Here is a 23586-nt window from a genome sequence, read left to right as displayed (position 1 = left end):
CGTGGAGATCATGACGGATACAATTTTAGATGAAATGAAAGCGTCCATTAACGAATGGTTTGATTATATCGGTGACAAGGATGTTGAAGGAATTGCGAAGCGCACCTCGCTTCAAGTCGGGATTCACGATTATGCCCTACTGGAGTATGCCAAGGGTAAAATCAGTGTTACGGATTCTGAACTTGATTTTATGTCGCCAAAAGTGAAGAACAGACAGGGAGAGTCTGCCGAGCTTCTGTCCGAGGAACAAGTCAGGGAGCAGATTACACCCCAGCTTGCCCTATTCATGCAGCAGAAATTAAATAGTCTTCAGCACTCGGCATTGATCAATTACCAATTTACGTTCTGGGGCAGGTTTCGCATGCAGGGGGGGGAGGTGAAGCTCCCTATTCTTGAGTATGTCGATGAGATGAAGAAGGAGCAGCTGCTGAAACGAATCGCATCTTATATCCAAACGAAGCTCGAAGCGGGGAAGACGCCTACCAAGCCTTTGGAAACGTTCTTTCTCTCCAGGCATCTGCTGGATGAGGGGTTATTTCCCGAACAGGATGCAGGCCGGATCATATCCATCTTCGACAAGATTCAGGAGTTGAACAAAGGGAATAAACAGCAACTTGCGGAGCATCGTACGAAGATTGTGAATGCGTTGCGAAATTGGGTGGAGAAAAAATTTCTTCCCCGTTATTTTGATATTCAGGGAACACAGTGGAATCAAAAAGAGTATACAAGAAAAAGCGATATCCAGCTAGAAAGCACCGAGCAAGGACCGATTGAGCTGCTATTATATACAGCGGTGGCAATTATTAAATACGAGCCTGCTTACAGCAGAAGCAAGGGGCTTGCTTTTCTGGAACGGGCCGTTGAGCTGGGAAGCATCCGGGCATCGCGCTTCATGAAGGAAGGTAGCGGAACGTTAGCCAAGGAAGTGGTTTATTTCAGAGACGAATATGTGGAATGCAAGGCTAACGATGTCTTCGCTACGGTAAGCATCGCCATTAAGCAAGAAGCCGAAGAGAGCTATGCGCGTGCTATCCGATTTATTTGCCGATTGCTAACACAAAGCTTCCCTAAAAGCTATCAAATTAAGCTGAAATCCAGTGTGAAGCAGTTTTTGCCTATCAAAGGGTTAGCGAAGTCGGGTACGCATCGTTTCTTTGCCAACGTGATGGAATATCCGAGTTTGCACCCTCTGTTGGAAGAGTATGCTCGTGTAGCGATGGAACAATTTGAATGGTATGAGGATACGGAGGGGGAAAAGAACTGCATGCCAGGCAGCTATGCGGTCTTTGGCCTCGGGTTGGCGGATCAGAGCTATTTTGCGCTAGTGGAGGATTATATGGCAGCAGTCGACGAAGAGCACCAGTCTGTTCAAAATTTCTTCACGGCTGCATTCGTAGAACAGCATGGCGTGAATGCGGAGACTATGTCCACGCTTGTTGCGTGCTTACTGCATGGTACGGACTCAATGAAGCTGAAGATCAAAGCGGCCGTGGAGGAGGAAGATAATTTAAGGCTGCTGCTTAATAAGATCAGTGGTTTGCAGCAGTATGAAGTGGAGCATATAGTCTATATTTTGTGGGGTGGAGTGGACAAGCTTCGAGCTGTCGCCGCCAAAGCAAAAGGAGAGAAGCAGCAATTGCTATCAAGGCTTTTATCGGCTGCAACTGGCTAACCCGGCTGCTAAAAAATTTGATCCGCATAGTGAAGCAGGTGAGCAGTTGGCCGCTTGGAACACGCTTCAAAAGATCATTCCCCGGACGATAAAGGACAAGTCATGGCATTGCGATGGGCTAGACAGACAAATTATGGAGATTTGTGCCGATTTGATAATCTTCTATGGCAAAGACCATCCTGTTTCTGCAAAGATATGGGCGTTCGCTGAAAATGGTATTTCCAAATCGGTAGAAAATATGGGATTGATTCTCTATGATAAAACGATAAAGGCATCAAAATTAATGGGGAATGACCATCTGGCCCAGCGGCTAGCCAAACATCGAAAAAAGCTCGAGCAGAGATAGCTTCATTCAAACTGTTGGATGAGCGAATCAAACGGCTGAAGAAGATTCTGGAGGAAGCGGGTGTAGGCGGCAAGCGGCTGAAATAAAGGACGGTTTGGAGTCTGAGGACGTGGACGTTAGTGAGTTTAATAAATGGAAGTGTTGATGCAAGCCGGAGCGCCGATTGAATATGCGCTCCGGCTTTATTTTGTTAGATCATTCCTGAAAAGTAAGGCAACTAATAGACAATGATAATCATTATCATATAAAATAAGAGCAGCATAACGTTCATAAAGGTAAAGGAAGTGGCGTGTAACATATGTCTGAGGCTAAATTGCAACACAATGATGAGATCGAACCATTCGTAATTGAGAGATCCTCGATTCGTGAAGGTTTTAGACGTGAAGGAGAATCCGGAAAATGCGAATATGCGATTTCCGAAGAGCTCGGTAAAGGATACGCCAGAGTGCTCTCTTCTAACGACAGAATTCAAATAACGGACTTTGAGATGATGTTTCATCAGAAGATAGATGTTGAATCGGTTTCAAGCACTGCCTCTGTGGATCTGTTTTTTTGTTTGGGAGAGGGGGCTCATTGGAATTGGAATGTACAAGGAATGAAAAACCGATTTGATTTTGAAACGAACGAGTGCTTTTTGATCAACAACGCAAAAGGCAAGGAAAAATCTATCATAGAGCCTGAAAAAATATACCGATTTATGGGTGTGAAAGTTCATCCCGTTGCATTTCATACGATCCTGCAAAACATTTATAAAGAACATAATCATGCCGTTAAAGAAAACCGATATGAGATTTTTGGGAAATATCCAATGACACCTGCGGTCAAGGTGATTCTTCAGCAGATCCGGAATTGCCCGTATGACAAATCACTGAGAAGCGTCTATATGGAAGGTAAAATACTTGAACTGATCGCTACATATGTGGGAGAGGTCGTTTGGCAAAATGGGATAAATCACCGTTCCGTGAATCTTTCCAAACAAGATATGAGCAGCATTCGCAAAACCAAGGACATCTTGGATCAAAATATTGCCGCTTCGCTAACCTTGAACGATCTTTCCAAGATGGTTAGCTTGAATGAATGCAAGCTGAAAAAAGGATTTAAGGAGATGTATGGAAAATCGGTGCATGCGTACTTGATTGATCAACGATTGGAAACAGCACGCCTTCTTTTTGAAGAAAAAGGAGTTTCGGTCAGTGATGCCGCGTTTTTGGTCGGCTATGGAAATTTGAGCTTTTTTACATTATCTTTTCGTAAGAAATTCGGGATTAACCCGGGAGAATATTTACGTCATGTCGCAAAGTAAACATTTTGAATAAACAGATTTAACACTGCTGTCAGCAAGTGCTGGCAGTTTTTTTATGCAAAAATAATCCGTTTTCTATTTATTTTGTTCCGTAAAGTGTTAACGGATTCTGAAAGGTATCCCGCATACTATCCTATAGAGAATCATTCTCAATAAACCGAGAGTGAATCAATACAGCAAAAAAATATGATCTATTGCAAAATCGAGAGGAGACTAACAGGTATGCAAGAGTTAAGTGTTCAAAACATAGGTACACAACAAAATCGGTGGGGGATTAAGGATGTTGTCACCTGCGTGATTTTTAATATTGTGATTATGATCATTATGACGACTGTATCCATGGGCGCTTCTATGCTGTTTACACCAGCGGTTGCCTATCTCGCAGGACCAGGCATAATGGCTTTGTTATGCGGCCCCCTCTATATAGTTATGGCAGGGAAAATTTCCAGGCGCGGTGTGTTATTTGCTTGCGCGACAATCTCCGTGTTGTTTTTTCTGGCGATGGGACTGATCAATATGCTTTTTTTGCTCGGTTTTGGCATCATCGGTGAGCTTGCCATGATCGGCAAGGACAGTTACCTCAATTGGAAGCGCAATGCAGTTGGATACAGCATCTTTTTTGCAGGCTTCGCGCTATGCGCCGTACTTCCCCTAATCTTCTTCAAGCAGAAAATGATCGAAATCTATTCTGCCAGCTATACGCAGGAGGCCATGAATACGATGTTCTATTACTACGAAACTCCCAGCATGATAGCTGTGATGGTCCTCGTCACCTTAGCAGGGTCGGTACTTGGTTGTTTAATAGGGGATAAATTCCTGAACAGGCACATCAAGAAAGCAAAGCTGATCTAGCGGCAGGAGGGTAATAGATTGAATTTGCGCATCAAGAAGGTAAGGCTGGATCCGCGCACGCATTTGCTTATTCTGCTTCTTATGAGCATTCTGGCACTTATTGCGGCTTCTCATGCTCAATCCATTGCTATCATGCTATTGGGTATGCTTTATTTAGTGGTTCTCGGCTTGTTTAAAAAAGCATTTCAATATGGGCTTCTGTTTGTTTGCTTCAAAGCGGCTGTCATTGCGTTAGGCGGTACTGCGCTTGGAACCTTCGTTATTATTTTTTATACCTTTAGCACAATGATTCCATTGATGATGATTGCTTCCGCACTTATGGCCTCTTCACCAAGCGTTATGATGTGTGCATTTGAACGCATGCGTTTGCCGAAGAATCTGATTATTACCATCTGTATCCTGATTCGCTTCTTTCCAGTCATTGTGCAGGAAATGGTTTCGATTCGGAATGGCATGCGTGCACGGGGAATTTTTCAGCATTGGTACAGTGTGCTGCGACAACCAGCGTTAGCCTATGAATGCTTTTTGATGCCGCTTGTTGTGCGCTGTCTAAAGCTGTCTTCCGAGTTGGCCGCGTCGGCTGTACTTCGGGGCATCGAATGTACCGTCACTCGGAGCAGTGCGTATCCGGTTGGATTCAGGACGGTGGATGGTCTCGCGATATTGATGTTTTTTATTCTAGCAACAGGAATATACGTAGTTATGTAGCGTTTTAGGAGGACAAAATGATTGAGCTTATAGCAGCTGGCTTTACATACGAAAGCGACGTTGAGGGTCGCAGTGAGACGGAGGGTGTAACCGACCTTCATCTATCGATTGAAGAAGGCGAATGTGTCGTGCTTTGCGGACGATCCGGCTGTGGGAAGAGCACGATTCTGCGCATGATTAATGGTCTTGCACCCCAATTCTATCCCGGGAAGCTGACAGGCACTGTGCATGTGTCAGGCAAGCCCATAGCTTCTTTTCTCCCGGAAGAGAAGACAAGGCTCACGGGTTCCGTATTTCAGGATCCGCGAAGCCAATTCTTTATGTCTCTTGTGGGTGATGAGTTGGCTTTCTCGGGAGAAAATTTGGGAATAGAGTCTACCGAAATCCGAACTCTCGTTCAAGCTGCAGCAGCTCGTATGAAGATTCCGCATTTGCTGGATCGTCCCTTGGATAGCCTCTCAAGCGGGCAAAAGCAAAAGGCAGCCATTGCCGCGGCAACGATATTGTCTCCGAAGCTATTGATACTGGACGAACCGAGCGCCAACCTGGATGAGAAAGCAACTTCCGATCTGGTGCAGATCCTCTTACAGCTTAAGCAGTCTGGTACGACGCTGATCATTAGCGAGCACAGGCTGCACGCTTTTTTAGATGTGGTTGACCGTTACGTGTTAATCGAAAAAGGGACAATCGCTCGAATTTGGACAAAGGATGATTTTGCGGCACTTCGCTATGAGGACGTGAAGCCGTATGGGCTGCGCCATCCGGATATGACTCGGGTAAACATCCATGAGAATACGAACAACGATGCATCTCGTTATGTTTGGGAAGGGAAATCGTTGTCTTATGCTTATCGAAAAACGTGTAAGCCCATGAAAGGGCTGGATATCACCCTGAGGACGGGCAGCGTTACCGCACTGACCGGAGAGAACGGCGTTGGAAAAACGACGCTGGGCAAAGTGCTTTGTGGTCTTATGCGGCAGCAACGCGGAGAAGTCTATTACGGAGGGAAGAAACGCTCAGCAGCAGGAAGGCGCAGCTTGAGTTATTTGGTGATGCAGGATGCGGACTACCAGATCTATGCCGATAGCGTGGGGAATGAAATTGTACTGGGCAGGCGTCTGAATGATGAGCTCCGCTTGAGGGCCTATGAAGCGATGGACACCTTTGATCTAAGAGCGCTTCGGGACAGGCATCCCGCGTCCCTGTCCGGGGGAGAGAAGCAGCGGGTCACCATGGCTGCGGCTTACTGCTCAGACGCGGAACTGATCGTGCTGGACGAACCGACCAGCGGGCTCGACGGCGATGGTGTGCTTAAAGTTGCCGCATGGGCAAAAAAGCTTGCGCGGGCAGGAAAAACCGTCGTCATCATTACGCACGACAGGATTCTGACGGAGCTAGCCTGCGACCATGTGGTGGAAATGAGAAACGAACAGGAAAGAGTGAGAACGATTGGACCATAAAATGAAAACAGGCATTTCCCGACTGTTGGAGCTTGCGGGTGAAAAAAAGTCGCTGCTCGGACATTTCCACTATAGATGCCTCGTACGTCATAAGATGGGCCGTGGGGGGCGCTGTGGCAATGGTGTTAGGATATTTCTTTATGTATGTCTGGGGAATGTGCTCGCACATTGCCGCATTTCGCATCTTGTATGGGATTAGAGTAAAGTTATCGGATCACATCGGCTCTCTTCCGCTTGGTTACTTTAATAAAAATGCTTTATCACTGGCAACCTTTGTTCTGCCTGTCGGACTGTTACTCATCAGCAGAGATCCCAACAACATGGCCTTTGCCGCAACCCTGATATTCTTCCTTGTTTTGGCGCCAGGCATTTCCACGCCGATTTTCAAACTCAGCAGCTTTGCATCTACCCTTTCGGTCATTGTCGAAGGGGTCAAGCGCATGGATGAAATAGGTAAAGAAAAGACCATAGAGGAGCCTAAATCCGGCAACCCGCCTTCCTCTCATGACATCGGGTTTAGTGAGGTGTCCTTTTGGTATGGTGGCGAGGGCGGTATTGAGGTGTTGAAAGGAATAAACTTTACCGCACTCCAGGGGAAAATCACGGCGCTGGTCGGCCCCTCCGGCTCCGGGAAATCTACTATTGCCCAGCTTATCCCCCGGTTTTGGGATGTTCAGAAAGGAAGCATCACCATTGGCGGTGTGGATATCCGAGATATGAGAACACACGAACTGATGGATACCATGTCCTTTGTGTTCCAAGATACCTTCCTGTTCTCGGACACCCTCTACAATAACATTCTGGCGGGCAGGCCGACAGCAACCAAAGAGGAAGTATACGCAGCAGCAAGGGCAGCCCAATGCCATGAGTTTATTGAGCGTTTGCCGAAGGCTTATGACACACTCATCGGCGAGGGGGGAGTGAGTGATGGTTGTTTGCGATCTGTTGCGCGCGCTTTTCGCATTTTGTCTCGTAGTTGCTCCGAATGCTTATGTCGTTCTTTTACTTGTTATTGTGAAAGGGATCTTTCATGCGTTGTTTGATCCCGCCAGACAGAGCGCGATCAAAGTCTTTGTTCCAGAAGATATCCTCCTTCAAGCAAATGCGATCAGCCAGTTTTCAGTCAACTTCTCCAAGGTATTAGGACCGGCACTAGGCGGTATTGTTCTCGCAGTTTCCACCCCTCAGACCGCATTCGTCATTGATGGCATAAGCTTTCTACTATCCGCCTTCATCCTCATCTACTTGCCTTCCGGTAAACAGAGAACGATTACACAAGATGCTGAATGCCAACAGAAGGGCACAACAACGAATTTCTGGAACGAATTAAAAGAAGGCATCGCTTACGTTGTGAAGACACACATCCTGCTGCTCCTGATGATATTTAACGGAGCCGTTTTTTTCAATTTGTTCTTGTTTGACAGCTTGAGCGTCTTATTGGCTAAGGGCATGGGATTTACGGAAACACAGTTCGCGTTTTTTACAAGTGCGGTTGGTCTAGGGAGCCTCGTCGGTACCCTAATAATCGGTCGCTATGGAAATCAGCTGAACCAAGTGCTTATGATGACTTTCTCCGCCGTATTTCTGGGATTTTTTATCGCAATTACGGGATTAGGAAGCTTACAATACGTACCGAGTTGGCTTTCATTGTGGTTCGCCATTTGGTTATTGATAGGCGCCTGCATCGCTTTTATCACGGTTAGCTACGGATACTTACTGCAAGTATCGACACCGGAGCATATGATGGGGCGTGTATCCAGTATCGGAAATGCAATCATAAATGGCTTCATTGTAATAGCTCCTGCCATCGGTGCCTTTCTCGCTGGATTGTTTCAAGTGGGGGGCGTATTTTTCCTTTCTGGTTGCGCCATGATTCTGCTTGGAGCAGCCACAGCTTACTTCACCCCGCAAGCAACCAAAACCAAAAGAAGCATCGATCAGTCATGCTCATAGCCCCTTCAAGTAGACAGTGAAAAAAGAAGTATACACTAAGCGGGGAGCGCTTCTCGGTATTCAATCGGAGTGCGGTCGCCGAGTCTTTACTGAAATCGTTCTTCGTTATAATAGGTCATGTGCTCTGCAATTCATACACGTGCGGATTCCATACATGCAGGTTCCCCAGATGTAGTTTCTCTGTTTTAAGATGCGGGTTGTCGGCGGTTCATTACTCCTGTTTCTCGACGAAGGCTGCAGATGTTTCTTTGCTGTGTTCAAGGCGTATTTTCACCTTACGCAAATGTAATCGCAAGACACGTCGTAAACTCACGTTTCCGAAGGAATTGCTGCGTTCGGGACATTACGTGTCAACTCGGTACGAAGCAACGCCGTTCCACGAAGCGTCATCGTGTGGTGATGTTTCGTAATTTTGAGGGAAGAGAGATTCGGGTCGCAACTGATTGGATGCAGGTTACAGCGGAGCAAATTGCGCAGATGTATAAAGCTCGTTGGCAGATAGAAGTCTTTTTCCGGTGGATCAAGCAACATTTGAACGTGCCCACTCTATTTGGCACGACCGAAAATGCCGTCTATGTCAATTGTACACGGTCCTCATCGTCTATGTGTTGGTAAAGTCGCTGTATGATGCATCACGTTCAATCCTTTCACAATATGTGGTACTGTCATTTGCTCGGTTTACTCGACTGCTTGATCTTGGACAACTGCCCGTTGAATAGCGCTTACGTATATCTCATCTTCTTCAAACGGATAGCCAAAACATGCTTATTTGTGTTACATAATTTGGTTAATCAACAGGCGTGTATCGTTGTATTTGTTTAAATGCGGATACTCCCTCTAATTCGGAGTACATGCTCCCAAACCACCGATCTCGTAAGTTCCAGGTACTCGCAGGTGAGCTAGAAATTCGAAAATAGGCTATTCAAGCTCTACATAAAGTGGTCTGGGTCCAAGTGGATCGCTCCGGTTGCCCCTCTGTGTTCAATCCGATCGCCGCTACCTTCTAAACCAGACTGCAGCTTGGTTTGTTATGAAATATGCCATTCTGTTGCACTCTTCTACCTGAGTCGTGTGATAACAAGGTGTGCTGAAACAGGCTCTGTTCCTCCAGCGAGAGGAGTGATGGTTAGTGCCGTGGATTCGGTAGCAGGATTTCTTACAGTGAGTATTGAATTGATAACTGTCGTTGTCACAAGAGCTATCCCTACTATCTGAGAAGTACCGGTTGCTCGCCCGACCACCGTATAGGCTAGTTGAATGGCTCCTCCTCCCGAATCGAGAGTTAAAACCAGTTGTCCCGCTTCGGTCACACTTACCTGAAATAAGACCTGATAGGTGCCAATTGCAGATAAGTTAAATGTAGAGGCACTAGTGCGGAAAATCCCACCACCACTAGTAGGCCCATTTTGTGGAAATTGAACATCTGCACCGGCCGCAACTGTTGCTGCATTATCTGGAGGCATCAACGCAAAGAAATCTGCAAAGTCTAATACTCCTCCTGCTGCTCCCGTAGCTCCCGTAGCTCCGGTAGCGCCAGTAGCGCCAGTAGCGCCGGTAGCGCCGGTAGCGCCAGCAGCGCCAGTAGCGCCAGTAGCGCCAGTAGCGCCAGTAGCGCCAGTAGCGCCAGTAGCGCCGGTAGCGCCGGTAGCGCCGGTAGCTCCTCCAGCAGGGCCAGTAGCGCCTGTGCTCCCTGTTGCACCCGTCACGCCCCTGTCCCCTGTCGCACCCGTTGGGCCAGTAGGTCCGGTCGGCCCAATAATTGTTGGGCAAGGTGGAGGCGGGAAGATGTTCGGACAGCTTTGTGGAGGAAAGATAGAAGCAGGAAGTGCATTTGAAGGCTTGAATTTAAAGAAGGTCATAATAAACACTCTCCATTCCCAGAAAAAGTTTGAACTCAGCGAATAAAGTAAAGTGGTAGTATTTTGTTATTAAGCACTATCATAATCTATGTAGGCAAATGGTTAATGGAACAGGGTATCGGCCTAATTCCGCTCATTTTTTGGGAAATTGAACTTTACTGCGCTTAAGGGTTGTTATTGTTTAAATTGCATGTGTTTGATGATCCATTATGGAGTAACCACTTGGATCGTAAGTGGAGCAGCACTGGTTTTAAGCATAATCGCGTTAGTCACAGTAATCCGAAACAGGAACAAATAAACCGCCTGATGAGTGGCTCAGCGCCTTGGACTCATTGCGGATCGGGTCGAAACCTACCGGCAACATGCCGGGAAGGTCGCGGATATTCTATTCGCCTACATGATCATGCATAGCGGCCGTTTCAACGTACGTGATGCCTGTTCATACTTGAATTCTTGGGGGATATTAATTAAATGATCTATACCTTTTTAGACACGAGTTCGGCATGAATTTTAATGAGCTAAGGGATTACTCTAATACGTTAGAAGAGCTGCTGGGAAATAAATTGAAAAATTTCATTCAAATGGTTGAAATCTCCAGTGAAGAATTAGAGGATTTTTATAGTTATCTTTATCATGACGCTGCGGGTGGAGTAGGTGGGTATTCCTTTTCCGGACAATATTAGATAAAAGCATTTGTCAAAAGTAACCCTTATATTTCAATCAATAAACAAAATGAAATTCAACTTAGTAGAGGTTTTTCGCTCGAATTTCTTAAAGTTCCGGAAAGCTTTCTTCATAAGTTGTGTCAACTCCGCTTTTTTCGCGTTGTCTGCGCATAACTCTGATTTTGTCAGCCAGAGAAACTAGAGGCCTTCAAGCGAGAGTTCGAAGAGATAAAAATTGCTTCGGCACGAAATTGAACGATCTTGTTTGAAGATGAATGTATGATTCGAGATTACCAAACATTGGCCAATTACCTGGTTGCATTGCGGCGCAAAGTTAATGGGCACGCTCGATTATGTGTTTCTTTTCTTGAAGAGATTGTCAACGAAATACCCTCAAGGAAAAACCGTGATGATTTTGGACAATGCTCGAATTCTTCATTCAAAAAAACCTAATTCAACCGTTTCTTAAAAAGCATGAAAAACAACTTGGACTTGTCTTTCTGCCTCCACATAGTCTTCAATTGAACATTATTGAAGGGCTTTGTGCTTGGTTGAAAAAATCCGTTATTTATAACGTTAGCCTGCTGAGAAACCTCAGCAGGCTATTTTTATATACATTTCCATTACCAATTCACCGCATTAATATAGTGTAATATAACTATGCTATACAGGCGATGGTCTTATGCTTCGTTCTAAGTGGCAATGTCCATGACTCCGTGCCTTAAGTAGTTCGACTAGAATACATCGTAAAAAAATTCAGGTTTGAAAACTTCGTTGGAAGCTGTTGCGTTGGATGCCGGGTATTTTACTTCGCATATATGTAAGAAGCTGCAGGAGAAAAATAAATTTACGCTGTCATCGGTAGAAGAGCTTACACTCCTGTCAAAAGTTTAATTGCCAAGTGGCGTTTTAAATACGACGCCGAGAAGAACGTATATATATGCCCCCCGAAACACGAATTGAAATACAGCACGACTGACAGAGAAGGATACAGGCAGTATAAATCAGATCCGAAGCATTGCGCGCAGTGTCCGATGCTTAAGGAAACGTGATCGCAAAAAGGTACAGCAACAAGAACTGATGACCGCAACATGTCAGAACATTAAGAAGAACGCCAATATACTGGCCAAGAAGGCAGGATGATAGGCGATCTTCTTTTCCTATGTACCCTATTTCCTTTAAGCAGCAGATTTTATTAACCCATATAGCAAAAGTCCTGAAAAACGGGGCTTTGCCAACAATCTGCCGTTATTTATAACGTCTTTTTCTCATGAGTGGATGAAATAAGGCTTGTCGTAAAAACATTCTTTCAAGAAATCAGTAAGAACCCGATGCTGATTAGCGATCGTCTCTGCATCAAATTATGGCAACATCTTTAATGCCGGGAAACTAATCGCTCGGATTTGGTGACCTCGCCTTGTCGACGTCGTTGCGAACAAGTTCGCGAAGCCAATGATACCTGCTGGCTGATGTATGTAGCTAGCGGTTGAGGGCAACAGTCTTATTGGACTGATATATTTCCCGAACTGGTTTTGAGATGCACCTCATATGACCCACTGCCCGATTGACCTTCCGTTTTTCTATTGTTCTGTCGATGGTCCTCCAGAGGAATGGTGATCGATCGCCTCCCGCTGCCCGATTGCAAAATCCAACTGACATCCGGATTGACTTCATTTAACGATACCTTCACATTGCCGCTTGTGACTGAAACGCGAATGTCGCTGTGGAATTTCGCGAAATCAAGAGAGATGTTGCCGCTCTTGCCGGTAATTTGCAGGCTGCGGGTTTGTAGCTCTCTTGCCGTAACACTACCGGAAGAACCGTCAACGACCACCTGTCCCATATAATCAGACGGAATGCGCACTTGAAGCTGGGGCATCTGTCCAATTTTTAATAGGCGACTGACATCGTTTTTTAATCGAATTTTAATTTTTCGCTTACTCTTATCCATGACAATCCCCGGCCCATTGTCGTACAAGAGCAGGGACGCTTCCAGCGAGTCAATATCCGCTGATTCCACATTCAATTTAACACTACCATGATCGACCTGAAGGATATCTATATCCTTCAGGGAAACGCTCTGAAAATCTTCGGTTCCGTCATCGTTGGCGAGCCCGCACGCGCTTAAAAAAAACATGACGAGGACAAGAAGCATAATGAATCGGTTTTTCACTTTTACCACTCCTTACGTTTGCTAAATAGCATTATATAAGATGACGTAACGTCGCTTTCATGTGTTTAATCATCATGATTGTTATGCATTGTCATAATAGACCGAATCAATGGTTTGCATATTTGGTCTAATCATTAGGATAAGTCATACATAGGTGACTAAGTCGTTCAGACATCACTCTCAAAAGTTGTTTTTCGGTAAAACTTGAGGTGACTATTATTTCTTAAAAAAAGCTTGAAAGTGACGTAACGTCATCTTGTATGATGAAAAATATACGATCAAACCATCGTCATAGTGACGTGTTTTTTGCTGCCGACTATGGTTATGGTGATCAGATCATTTTATTTAACTGCACACAAGGGGGAGTTAAAATGAAACAAGGAGATATAATTATTTACGCATGTGTAATCATAGGTGCTGGTATAGGATTAATACTTAACTATGTATTCCCAGGTGTCCTAATCGGCTTGGGAATAGGGTATTTGATTAAAAGTTTATTTAAAAAAGAGGATTAGTATCGCCTCATCAGGCATAGATGGCTTTCAATTCGCCCAAACAAATAAGCTGATCGCATTGTTCTGCTTCATCCGGCCGTCAGGATGAGAAGGGAGGAGTGACGGATTCTCTATGAGGCAGTGAGAAGGTTAAATTGAATCTAAAACATAAATGAAACAATTCGAGAAACCGTGATCTAACTAGAAGATGATGGTTTTTCGACTTTCTCACTAGCCCTATTAGGGGATGATTGCTAGCTAGTTCCTAGAATTTGGGATCATAGATAAATATGTTCTATGGTGTTTCGAATACCACTCCCAAAGTCGCATTCGGAAAACTGAATGATTTATTCCTCTATTAAACCCTTAAGATCTATAAGTTCACGAAAAAAGCTTGAAAGTGACGCCGCGTCATCTTTTACAATAAGATTTATAAAATAGAAAGCAGGTGTTTGAGTCGATTTCCATTAAAGAAATTTCCAAAAACCCGACGTTACAGCAGGCGTTTCGCAATCAAATGTTTGAAGAGTGTCTGGAAAAATTCAGTGATGAAGACACCTTTATTGAGAAGCTGTGGGAGATCAGAAAATCGCCGGTTCAATCCGAGCAAATGGGTCTATACCCAATTGAACAGGAGGAGGGACCTTGACCACAGAGATGCTTCTCTCCGTTGGGGCGTTGTCCCTGTTAGACACGCTTAGTCCAGCCACGCTGGGAGTGACCGTGTATATCCTTCTCACAGTGAAGGAGCGGCTTGTTCCACGTTTACTCGTTTACTTGATGACGGTGGCAGGATTTTACTTCGTTGTTGGTGCTTCGCTTATGCTGGGTTTAGATGCCATTTTTGAATCCGTATCCGGCATCTTTCAGAATCAGGTGGTAAGCTGGATCATGGCCATTGTCGGGGGAGCCCTGTTTATAGGCAGCTTTTATGTCCCTACTAAGAAGGTGTCTGAACCTCGTCGTCCCAAATCCAAAAGCATCGGCGCGATGATTGGGCTCGGATTCACTACTTCATTAATTGAGGTAGCGACGGCGCTTCCTTACTTTGCGGCGATTGGGCTTATGACCACTGCCCAACTGACAACGGTTCAATGGGTTCCCATACTGGCCGCTTATAATTTCATCATGGTTCTTCCTCCATTAGTGCTGATTGGACTGCATCTCGTATTCGGCCGTTTGATGCAGAATCCATTGGAGAAGCTCCGGGTGAAAATCTCCAAAAGCACTGGATCCGCACTTTCTTGGATTATGTGTATTGCCGGACTAATTCTGCTGCTTAGCAGTATAGATAATTTGTAACATTTACAATAGCGTTGCATAAAAGTTCACGCCGACTTGGTTCAATATTGTGCTATAAATGATAAAATCGAGACGTTATTTCCATAAAAAATCTCCATAATTAGGGGAGCAGGTAACCCTGTCCATTCCCTAATTATAGGAGACTCGCATGGACCACTGAATCTAGTGAATATCGGAAAACCAAAGCTGGCGTCAAGCTTCACTTACGTGTGGCCTTTTGCGAACCGGGAACCGTTTATCCGGATAAAGCTATACTGACGGAGACCAAACCGGTTGAACGCAATCAAATGGACGAGCTTATCGACAAAATCGGAGTGACTTACGTCTTTGATCGTGGATATGTATATTATGGAAATTTCGATCAATATAGTCAGCGAGGTATCCTTTTCGTCACGCGTGGAAAGAAGCAGACCACCATGTTTTTTGGACTTATTGAAACAACGGATCTCCAAGGAAATCTAATCCGAATCCTTTCTAACCGCTTTTACGCGAGCAGGAAAATGCAGTCTGGAATCAAATCTGGGAAGGTTGGTTTACAACAAGTTACATGTCATTGATGAGATGTTTGCGTGAATCAATTTCTATAGAAGCTTCAGCTAATAGTATTAGTGGAAGTTATTCATTTGGATACAGGAACAACGTTCGTCATATTCATCCATTTTGTGGTATGACAAGACAGTTAATCTTGTGGCTTATGTTTAGAAAAGAATGCTGTTATTCGGGGTGACCATCACTAAAAATGAGCAATTCATTTTTTATATCCAATACTTCAACTAAATTTAAAATAAGTTTTTCTATTGCTGGCATGATAATATTGTGGGGCTCTATTTTTCACTAAAAAAGTACACGCCTGATCTGAACCTTCATGAGGAACCCAGAATTCTTTACTATGCGATCCTTGTCACTCTTATTTCGGCTATGGGTTCTTTATTAGGAGTAATAATGATTTTGAGTCATTTAAATTACAAAAATAAAATCAATCAGTTTATATTGTTCTTGTTAATGGGCATCTTAATAGGCGTTAGTGTGTATAACAGCCTTACAAGAATTTTACTTATTACATTAATTGTAGATGCAATTATATTTTTTATAGTAGTTATATTGTTTAAAGTATACTCGACAATTACCACTATGATTGTTACCTCTTTCATATATTTGTTACTTATTCTGGGTAGTAGTGCATTGCTGTTTTTATTTGTCCCCAATTTCACAATTAATCTTAATAGTATACTCTATACTCTGATTACATTATTTCTAATTTTATATCGCTTAGTAGGAGTATGGGTTAATCAGTTTTTTATTTCTGTTGTTATGAGTCAGAAAAAAATTAAACACGAATACACTTCTGAGGTTTTAGTATCACATATCAACTTAATCTATATAGTAATTTTCATATTAATAAATTCTACTGGATTAATTTATAAGCAGGGAGATTACAATTTTTACAATGTACTTAATAATTGCTTTATTACTGCTATTGCGATTAATCAAGTTAATTGGCGAAGTTTTAAATTTTGATTTCATTAACTGTGTGCACAGCCACATAACTGGGATGTTCGCGTGAATCAATTGTTAAGAAGCTTCTGCCAAAGGAACTGGCGGAGGCTTTTTGTTTGAAAGTATAAGATTAGTGATCGTCATGTTCTTCCATTTAATAGTATAATAAAAACATGCTTCAAAAAGGCTATTTAAACACGATGATTTCGTTTAATCAATTGTATTCCTTATATTTACGAACTTCGTGAATAATACGTTATAGGAAATTCTTGCAAAAAATTAAACAAAGATTACAAGAAAGGGCTGGATATCTTGAAGACACTTGAAAACCGGATATATTTTTTGGACAATTTGAAGGTTGCACTAATCATGCTTGTGGTTGCCCATCATGCAGGTCAACCGTACGGAGGCTCCGAAGGATGGTGGTATTTTAAAACTGTTGATTCACCGGGATTAGGTTCTTTCTTCGCTGTAAATGCCGCATTTTTTATGAGTCTTTTCTTTATGATTTCGGCTTATTTTATGCCAGCTACGTTTAATAAAAAAGGTGCTAGCAAGTTTCTTAAAGAACGTTTTCAACGACTTGGCATACCACTTCTTATCGGCTTCTTCATCATCATTCCACTACTAATGTATACCTATTACATTAATTTTAGAGGATATCCATCCATTTCTTACTGGAAATATTATATTTCGACCTATTTTGGAATAGGTGATCAACCTGTAGGTTGGACAGGCCCTTCATGGCCTGATATGAATTTCGGTCATTTGTGGTTTATTGAGCATCTTTTGGTATATGCTCTACTCTATGCTATTTTCCGAATGATAATCAAAAAAACTTTAACAACAGAAACCAAGAATAAGTTTCCTGGACATGTTACTATATTACTCTTTACGCTCTTTGTTGCCGTTGTTACTTTTGTAATTCGAATTTGGTATCCTATCGACCACTGGGTAGGCATTCTTGGAATAATACAAACTGAATTTGCGCATGTGCCGCAGTATGCCAGTTTTTTTATCCTTGGGCTTTTAGCTGCGAGAAGAGGATGGATGGGGAATATACCCAAATCCCTTGGGCTTAGTTGGCTTGCTATTGGTGTTATCCTTGTTTTAATAATGTATTCTGGCAAACTGAGTTTTTTTCAAAAAGGCGGATTTACTTGGGGAAGCCTAGCCTATTCCGTCTTTGAAACATTTCTGTGTGCAGCGTTATGTATCGGAATAATTTATTTATTTTATGTGAAATTCAACAAAGCAAGTATACTGTTTCAAAATCTTTCATCCAATACATTTACTGTTTATGTTATTCATGTACCAGTTGTCGTTATTTTGCAGTACGCATTCGAAAACATGAGTATGTCAGCATACGTTAAGTTTCTATTAGTCACCTTTTTTGGTATTATTTTAAGCTTTGGTATAAGTCATTTTATCATTGGAAAGATTTCATACCTAATAAAATCTTATAATAAACTTAAATCATCAAAAATGATAGATTGTTAATGAACATTAATACAAGTAACCATTGAATATAAAAAGAATAGACTTTGGAGAAGATTCAAAGAAGGCAAGAACTTCCTATAACACCGTGTTCCCACTGCGGGGCATCCGCCCCTTGGTCTGCATGAGGAATTTCGAGGAAGCATATTCAGCAGACACACCTGCACCGACTAACCGCATCGCGGCCGCCCCTATCGGGGCTTAAGTCGGTGAGGCGTCGGGAACACAACAACGTTAGACGAAACCACCAGAAGAATAGAAAGGAATCAGCATAGACTCAAAAAATCTTTAAAATTAATTGGCTTCAGGAACTTCGCTTTTCTATGTCATAAAGGCACCAAGCAGGTAATTATGGATGGTGTATCGTATTTTGAAGACTTACAATAGGGAGAATTACAATGAAGAAAATACTAAGTAAAACAGGTACATCAACAGTATGTGTCATCCTACTTATCGTGATCATTACTACTATAGTTTGTTGGGATGAACTTGGTAGTTTGGTAAGGACAGGAAATTATGATAATACGGATAATATGGTGAAAACCATAATGTCCAAATCGGCCACTCCAGGAGTAGCAGTGGTATTGTTAAACCAGGGCAAGACAGAATATAAGAATTACGGATATGCAGATGTTAATAATAAGAAGAGGGTAACTGAAGAGTCATTATTTGAATTGGGATCGACTACAAAGGCATTTACTGCTTTGGCCGTTATTTTATTAGAAAATGAGGGATACTTATCTCGCTCAGATTCTATTACAGATTATATTCCTTCGTTTGAGCCAACCATTAAGGGTGAGAAAGTTAATATTACTATTAATCAGTTGTTAGCTCATACAAGTGGAATTCCACCGTGGAGTATTCGGTTAGTTCCTGAAGGTACTACTGAGGATATGCTTGAAAAAACGATACATAATGTTTCAGACATTGCATTAGATACGTATCCTGGGACAGCATATAATTATGCTACCGTTAATTATGATATTTTAGCGATGATTATTGAAAAAGCTACAGGTAAACGTTATCAGGATTACGTAACTGAAAACATACTGGTTCCTTTAGGGATGACTGATAGTTATTTTACAACAGGTCAGGAAAAGGAATCTGATAAACTTACCAAAGGATATCGTGTATTATTTGGTAAGGACTTAGAATATGATGCCCCTAGATATTATGGGAATATCGCTGCAGGATATTTGGTAACGAATTCAAAAGATTTAGAACGCTGGATTAATGCCCAAATGGGGATAGGCGATAGACCAGATCTATTGAATGCTATACAACAGTCTCATCAAGTCGACATCAAAACGGCTGGATATGAAGATGAAAATCAATACTATTCATTCGGATGGAGTATTGATACTAAAAATAGAGTTGTTAGTCATAGTGGAGTTAATCCTAATTATTCCTCACAGGTTATTATTAATTTAGAAAAGCAGCAGGCCATTTTTGTACTGGCTAATATGAATTCAACTGCACCATCGCAAATTGCTAATAATATATATGAAAGTATGAATGGCAATCCTATGAATAAATTTAATTATGATGACGTTTATGTATTAATTGATATGATATTTTCATTCTTAGTAATAGTAGCAGTCGTTAACATATGTCTTAAGGCAATTAAACTAGTTAGAGGAATAAAACTAAACATTAAAGATGAAAAGACAGGAGTCAGGAAGTTAATTGGAAGTAGTGTCAGACTTATCTTAAGCATTATGTTTTTGGCATTGGTATTCATTTGGCCTTATCTATTCAATAATAATTATTATATGATAAGGGTGTGGATGTCGTATTCAATATTTATTTGGATGGGTCTTGCTGCTATCAATTGCATTCTATCGATTATTATTAATATTAAAAAAATAGTAATAATAAGAGGAAGCTTATAAAAAAATCAGGGTCGTTTCGTGAATAACTGAACGTTATCGGAAATCAGGGTTTTTATTTTTAAATGAATTAAACCAGAAATTCATACTTTCTCTAGCTATGTAAAATTCTCCGAATTTCCGTATAATCAGGCATAGCAACAAAAAATATAAGATAGCTGTCCACAAAATGCATGCACATATTATTGGTAATATTAATAAGGGCGCTGGCATGATAGCAAGTAAATTAGATGAATTAATTCGTAAAGAACTATGAGAGTATCGCTAGGTGGTATCGTCTAACACCGTATCTACGTTTCGGGCTGTTCGGCCCTTGGTTCGCAAGATGAGGTATGCAGAGAAGCGAATTCAGCTCACAACCCTACGAGGCTAAGTCCCGGCGGACCCGGCGCGTATGCGCCTTAAACCTCTCGGGTTCGTAGATACAGAAACGTTATAAGAAATCCCCGCAAAGAGAAAATAATATAAAAGGTGGTTAATTCTAATGAATAATAACTTTTGGGAATTGATAAATCGTTCCAAAGAACATGGTGAAGGACAAGTAGAATGGTTAACCAATGAATTAGTTAAACAAAAAACTGATGAGATTTTTAATTTTGAAAATGAGTTCAAGAACAAGATGGATCAGTCTTATACACCTTCATTATGGGGAGCAGCTTTCGTAATAATGGGGGGATGTTCCGATGATGGATTTGACTACTTCAGAGGTTGGTTAATTTCTAGAGGAGAAGAACTATATAATAAGGCATTAAAGAATCCTGAATATTTGGCTGAATATTTGACAGAAGATAATTTACAAGAAGATGTATTTGCACCTCAATTGGAAGAGATCTTATCAGTGGCATCAGATGCATACACATATCAAAAAAACGGTGAATTTGAGTATGATGACGAAATTAATACAGAGTTTTTTGATGAATTAGAAGTCAGAGGATATAAATTTGAACCAATAGAAATCGAATTTGATTGGGAAGAAGAAGACCTAGAGGAAAGATATCCATTATTGTGGGAAAAATTTGGAGAGAACCCACTTACATAGGTAACGCTTCGAAGGCGGGTACATCTGATAACACAGCATTCCTACTGCGGGCATTCGCCCTGGATCGCTTAGAAGGATTTCAAGGAGGTTAATCAGGCGATACATTCAACCAGCTAAGTCTGACGACCCGGACCTACGGTCCTTAAGCTGCTTGAACGTCAGGAATGCCAAACGTTATCGGAAAGATAAGGGAAAGACCAACAAATTCTAAGCGGATTTTGAAAGAATTATAATAAAAGAATATGCCATATAATATCTGTAAAATGCAGCTAAACTGGAATTTGTGGGGGGATTAAAATAGAAGAATTAAAACCAAACGAAAAAGAGAAAGAAGTATTATCATTATTTTATAATAGATTCTATGATTTATATGAAGAAGTTGTAAATGATGGAGAGCGTAAAATATCTTGTGTAAATAGATAAATAGAAAAAGGAAGTCCTTTTCTTGTAGAATTAAGTCACCACAACCAATTCACAGAAAAGAGGACTTCCCCATGCCATAACAACTTACAAAGATACCCAATAGATTAGCCAAGGAAAAGTCACCATATCTGCTGCAACACGCACACAACCCGGTGAACTGGTTTCCTTGGTCGGAAGCTTTTGAAATCTCCAAACGCGACAACAAGCGCATCTTCCTTTCTATTGAATATAGCTAGTTATTGACCCACACGAACCTCTCATTGATGGGATGTTCGCGTGAATCAATTTCTATAGAAGCTCTTGCTTTATGCAGGAGTTTTTTTGTTTGACGTATAAGAACAATATTCGAATACGGCCTGATTATGGGGTATCTCTAAATGGTAAAATTCTTTTCTGCGGGATAGTCACCGAACTGCAAACCATCAGTCAAGTGTCAAAGCACTTTTCAATCTCAACCCGTACACTTAGGTATTAGGATGAGATGGGGTTGGTGTGCAGTTAGGACTAAAAAAGATAGATTTACATTAAATGACTCCTTTGATATTATCAATAGCAGGGTAGTTTCCATATCTGCGCTTAGTGCTTGAGTTGTGTAGGTGCTGTAAATTTATATTACTATAGACATTTTTATCTCGCCTGGCGCTATGGATTTTGATAAGCATAATGAATAAATTTAGATATTACATATGGAGGTAATTACGTATGAAAACTCACTATTACTTAGATTGGTTTTATGATAAGGGCTTTTCTGAGAAGTTAGTCAATGTGTTGCATGAGGATATAACAGACAGAAAATCGCTTGTTATGATTAGCGCTGAATCGTCTGATTTTAAAGATGAGCAAGTTAATATTGATAGTGTTTTTGAAAGGACATGGTTTAATCAGGCTAACATTTTTTTTGATGAATATCATTTAATTGATCACCGCACGCAGATGGAAGATGCCCAGCGATTAATTCAAAACGCCTCTGTCGTTTTTTTATGTGGTGGAAACCCTCGGCACCAAAAGCACCTTTTGACGGAATATGAATTATCGGATTTGATTAAAAAAAGTAATGCTGTTGTAATGGGAACAAGTGCTGGTGGGATGAACATGTCTGATGAATATGTGGATGAATGCACTGTTTATGAAGGTATGGCTCTTAATCACTTTTCTTTTGAAGCTCATTTTGATCATGATAACACCGCGCTGATTGAGGAACGTTTCCCTTTATCGAAAAAAATGGATATTTATGTGGCGGCAGATAAAGATGGTGCTGTACGTGTGAAGGGCATCAAAATCGACATTATAGGCAATGTATATTTAATTTCCCACTCAAAGATTCAGAAATTGGTTGAGACGCTCTAATTATGGTTGAGTGGCTGTGACCTAATTTAGCATAGTTACTCGGCTATATAGACAGACACAAAAGAAAAAGAGCATCCACACAGAATAATCTAACTGTGGTGGTGTCTCAGAACGAGCATTATGCGGTTCGTTAATGAGATATCTTCAGGAAGAGATTAAAGAAACTAATTATTCGAAATATCACGTGGATGTGGAATATAACAGAAACAAAGGGAAAGTAAAGACCATTATTGATCAAAACATCGAAGTAGTACCTAACAAGTACTATATTATTTAGAGCTATTAATGATAATTCATCATAAGTAAAAATAAAGAGATTTAATGCCAAAGAAAGTAGAATCACAATTATTGTGGTTCTCTTTTTTTATGTGATATTTGTAAATCGAAAGTGATAAAGTGATAAATTGGTGATTTACGAGTATCAGAATACCCTTCTGGCCTTGGTCGGAAGTCGGAATTGGACCAGCCCTTGTTCTTTCCATCAGGCTTAATGTTGTATGGCGTGGGTTTATTATACATGCTCATAAACTAAATGATGGGGTTGAATTAGCGGCTCAGGAATATCTCTTATTCCAATTAATTGAGATAGCACATCATTCCTTAGGAAAGCTAAGCAGAATTGATCTTATATTAGTGGGACTCAAAGAATTTAACGAAATAAACGAAAATGAATAAGCGATACTGTAGTTACAGAATTATCAAATATGAGAAATAAAATTTCGATTGTTTATCTGGAGTTACCTAATAGATATCATTCAAGGAAGTGTCCTTAGCTGGTTGTTCTCTTTTTATATAGATTTTTTCAAAAAAGCCGATTGTCTTAACTTTAATCTTCAGCGCAGTCGGCTTTTTTGCATGAAAGAAGACTTGGTGGATGACCAAGGTAATCGCCTTGGCTAATCAAAAGGGCGGCGTCGGCAAGACAACAACTGCAGTGAGTTTAACAGTTGGCTTGGTTAAGGAGGGCAAGAGAGTTCTACTGGTAGATGCAGATGCGAAAGGGAACTTGACTAATTCCCTAGCTATCGAGAGCCGGACATTATTCCTGTTTCATTGGCTACGCTATTCGTAAAAAGGATGATGGAGGAAGCCTACGAGATAAAGGAA

General features: G+C 41.6%; 18 protein-coding genes and 4 pseudogenes. 20 read left to right on the top strand and 2 right to left on the bottom strand.

The window, feature by feature from the left end:
- The first annotated feature begins 10 nt into the window (after nt 1-10).
- From LQV63_RS15530 to LQV63_RS15490, 9 genes and pseudogenes are all read left to right on the top strand, one after another.
- Complete coding sequence (locus LQV63_RS15530) at nt 11-1672, top strand: DUF6138 family protein (RefSeq protein ID WP_267934076.1); 1662 nt, start codon at nt 11-13, stop codon at nt 1670-1672.
- 46 nt (nt 1673-1718) lie between these two features.
- Nucleotides 1719-2018 (top strand): hypothetical protein, encoded by a 300-nt coding sequence (locus tag LQV63_RS15525; RefSeq protein ID WP_233697404.1) that lies wholly within the window; start codon nt 1719-1721, stop codon nt 2016-2018.
- Between the two features lie 298 nt (nt 2019-2316).
- The gene (locus LQV63_RS15520; protein ID WP_233697403.1) at nt 2317-3321 is read left to right on the top strand and encodes a helix-turn-helix domain-containing protein; all 1005 of its coding nucleotides are present in this window, start codon (nt 2317-2319) and stop codon (nt 3319-3321) included.
- A 222-nt stretch (nt 3322-3543) separates the two neighbouring features.
- On the top strand, nt 3544-4173 hold the full coding sequence (locus LQV63_RS15515; RefSeq protein ID WP_233697402.1) for an MptD family putative ECF transporter S component: 630 nt from the start codon (nt 3544-3546) through the stop codon (nt 4171-4173).
- A gap of 18 nt (nt 4174-4191) precedes the next feature.
- Entirely contained in the window at nt 4192-4881 is a 690-nt protein-coding gene (locus LQV63_RS15510; RefSeq protein ID WP_019424594.1) for an energy-coupling factor transporter transmembrane component T family protein, read from the top strand.
- A 17-nt stretch (nt 4882-4898) separates the two neighbouring features.
- Nucleotides 4899-6341, top strand: coding sequence for an ABC transporter ATP-binding protein (locus LQV63_RS15505; protein ID WP_233697401.1), 1443 nt, complete (start codon nt 4899-4901; stop codon nt 6339-6341).
- A 119-nt stretch (nt 6342-6460) separates the two neighbouring features.
- Entirely contained in the window at nt 6461-7384 is a 924-nt protein-coding gene (locus LQV63_RS15500) for an ATP-binding cassette domain-containing protein (RefSeq protein ID WP_233697400.1), read from the top strand.
- Nucleotides 7269-8294 carry an MFS transporter gene (locus LQV63_RS15495; RefSeq protein WP_233697399.1) on the top strand — a complete coding sequence of 342 codons (1026 nt, stop codon included), beginning with the start codon at nt 7269-7271 and terminating at the stop codon, nt 8292-8294. Before LQV63_RS15500 ends, LQV63_RS15495 begins: the two co-directional genes overlap by 116 nt.
- A 339-nt stretch (nt 8295-8633) precedes the next feature.
- A pseudogene (locus tag LQV63_RS15490) lies at nt 8634-9010 on the top strand (transposase); the annotation flags it as partial.
- 770 nt (nt 9011-9780) lie between these two features.
- Here the strand turns inward: LQV63_RS15490 and LQV63_RS15485 are convergent.
- On the bottom strand, nt 9781-9993 hold the full coding sequence (locus LQV63_RS15485; protein WP_233697398.1) for a hypothetical protein: 213 nt from the start codon (nt 9991-9993) through the stop codon (nt 9781-9783).
- Between the two features lie 663 nt (nt 9994-10656).
- On the opposite strand from LQV63_RS15485, the gene LQV63_RS15480 reads away from it, so the two are divergent.
- The 3 genes and pseudogenes from LQV63_RS15480 to LQV63_RS15475 all read left to right on the top strand — a co-directional run.
- Entirely contained in the window at nt 10657-10836 is a 180-nt protein-coding gene (locus LQV63_RS15480) for a hypothetical protein (protein WP_233697397.1), read from the top strand.
- 240 nt (nt 10837-11076) lie between these two features.
- Nucleotides 11077-11396: pseudogene (locus tag LQV63_RS32080) on the top strand (transposase); the annotation flags it as partial.
- 108 nt (nt 11397-11504) lie between these two features.
- Nucleotides 11505-11864: pseudogene (locus LQV63_RS15475) on the top strand (IS5/IS1182 family transposase); the annotation flags it as partial.
- Nucleotides 11865-12319: 455 nt separating this feature from the next.
- Here LQV63_RS15475 and LQV63_RS15470 read toward each other — a convergent pair.
- Nucleotides 12320-12991, bottom strand: coding sequence for a DUF4097 family beta strand repeat-containing protein (locus LQV63_RS15470; RefSeq protein ID WP_019424602.1), 672 nt, complete (start codon nt 12989-12991; stop codon nt 12320-12322).
- Nucleotides 12992-13362: 371 nt separating this feature from the next.
- On the opposite strand from LQV63_RS15470, the gene LQV63_RS15465 reads away from it, so the two are divergent.
- From LQV63_RS15465 to LQV63_RS15430, 8 genes and pseudogenes are all read left to right on the top strand, one after another.
- Nucleotides 13363-13506, top strand: coding sequence for a hypothetical protein (locus tag LQV63_RS15465; RefSeq protein WP_233697396.1), 144 nt, complete (start codon nt 13363-13365; stop codon nt 13504-13506).
- A 624-nt stretch (nt 13507-14130) separates the two neighbouring features.
- Complete coding sequence (locus LQV63_RS15460; RefSeq protein ID WP_233697395.1) at nt 14131-14787, top strand: GAP family protein; 657 nt, start codon at nt 14131-14133, stop codon at nt 14785-14787.
- A gap of 1809 nt (nt 14788-16596) precedes the next feature.
- Nucleotides 16597-17784, top strand: coding sequence for an acyltransferase family protein (locus LQV63_RS15455; RefSeq protein WP_325175887.1), 1188 nt, complete (start codon nt 16597-16599; stop codon nt 17782-17784).
- Between the two features lie 395 nt (nt 17785-18179).
- The gene (locus LQV63_RS15450; protein ID WP_233697393.1) at nt 18180-19673 is read left to right on the top strand and encodes a serine hydrolase domain-containing protein; all 1494 of its coding nucleotides are present in this window, start codon (nt 18180-18182) and stop codon (nt 19671-19673) included.
- Nucleotides 19674-20154: 481 nt separating this feature from the next.
- The gene (locus tag LQV63_RS15445) at nt 20155-20709 is read left to right on the top strand and encodes a DUF4240 domain-containing protein (protein WP_044876612.1); all 555 of its coding nucleotides are present in this window, start codon (nt 20155-20157) and stop codon (nt 20707-20709) included.
- Between the two features lie 515 nt (nt 20710-21224).
- Nucleotides 21225-21368 (top strand): DUF255 domain-containing protein, encoded by a 144-nt coding sequence (locus tag LQV63_RS15440; protein WP_407672928.1) that lies wholly within the window; start codon nt 21225-21227, stop codon nt 21366-21368.
- 466 nt (nt 21369-21834) lie between these two features.
- A complete protein-coding gene (locus tag LQV63_RS15435; RefSeq protein ID WP_233697392.1) occupies nt 21835-22479 on the top strand; it encodes a Type 1 glutamine amidotransferase-like domain-containing protein in 645 nt (214 codons plus the stop codon).
- Between the two features lie 874 nt (nt 22480-23353).
- A pseudogene (locus LQV63_RS15430) lies at nt 23354-23521 on the top strand (ParA family protein); the annotation flags it as partial.
- Between the last annotated feature and the right edge of the window lie 65 nt (nt 23522-23586).

Source organism: Paenibacillus profundus (assembly GCF_021369635.1).
Classification (GTDB): domain Bacteria; phylum Bacillota; class Bacilli; order Paenibacillales; family Paenibacillaceae; genus Paenibacillus_B; species Paenibacillus_B profundus.
The sequence above is the reverse complement of the archived record's forward strand: the minus strand, read 5'-3'. Positions and strand labels throughout refer to the sequence as shown.